Source organism: Mesorhizobium sp. M5C.F.Ca.IN.020.32.2.1 (assembly GCF_004023105.1).
Classification (GTDB): domain Bacteria; phylum Pseudomonadota; class Alphaproteobacteria; order Rhizobiales; family Rhizobiaceae; genus Mesorhizobium; species Mesorhizobium wenxiniae.
Map to the genome: position 1 here is coordinate 1 of NZ_RZSX01001325.1, position 1,116 is coordinate 1,116.

The window sequence follows — 1,116 nt, forward strand, 5'->3', positions numbered from 1 at the left end:
GCGGTTCAACTCAGTGAAATAGCTGAACATGCCGCCGCCGAGGCGGATATCGGGAAAGGCGCGCCGCGCGGCGGCATAGACGTCCTCGAGCGGCGGACATTCAGGCCATGCGCTGCCCGGCGGCGTCGACTGCCGGTCGACCGAGGGCGAAACCGCGATGGCCGAGAGCTTCAGCCCGGCCTGTCGCACCGCATCGGCGACGCCTGAAAGCTCAGCGTCGAGATCGCCAACGCAGGAAACGACGCATTCAAGCGTCGTCTCGACCGGGCAGGCTGCGGCGAGCCGGGCATAGGACTGCAAGGCTTCGAGGCCGTGGCCACACGTCGGGTCGTAGTGGAACGTCAGCTGTTGCGGACCAAGCGCGGACAGCGTCGGAAGGTTTGCCAGCGCCGCCTCGACCTCATCCGGGTAGATGATCACGCCGATATCCGGTAGTGCCGGTCCGGCTTCGCCGAGCTCGACGCGGACGTGTTCGGCGGCTGTTGCGGCAGCCGGCGCCTTCACGTCGCCTGAGATGCGCAAGCTGATTGTCTGGCGCAGAGTCTCGCCGGCAGGCAGCACATAGGGCCATGGCAGCGCGAGCGGCCGGACATAGGTCTTGTAGGACGCGTCCGACCAGTTGCGCTGGTCCTCCATCTCGAACACGTCGCCTTCCATCCGGCATTCGGCGGTGACGCTGGGCCGGACCTCATGAGTAATCGCCCGCAAATCCTTAAAAGGCTGCCAGGGGTCGATCAGCTGCGGAAGCTTCGTTTCCACCACGCTGCCGTCGGTGTGCTCGACGGTGATCGGGCTGCCGGCCAGGCCGGCGATCGGATGCAGGATGCAGAAGCCGCAGCGATTGGTCTCGAAATCGTCTTCGGGACGCGCGCTCACGTCGAAAACCAGCTGGCCGTCGGCGGAACCTTCGATCGTCGCGCGAAAGCCGAGCCGGCTTCCCTTTGGTCCGACGCAACTTGCCGAATAGCTGACGGAGAAAGTGTCGGCACCCTGGTCGATGACTAAATCCGTGAGCGCCGGCTCGTAAGTGCCCCAGTCGCGGTCCCTGATGACATAAGCGATGGTGCGCAGCACTTCCGTGCCGCCGTGGCGGATGGTGCGCAGATTGCCGTTGAC

General features: G+C 65.2%; 1 pseudogene. It reads right to left on the bottom strand.

The features are described 5' to 3' along the window. Nucleotides 1–1,116: pseudogene (locus tag EOA86_RS35680) on the bottom strand (hypothetical protein); the annotation flags it as partial.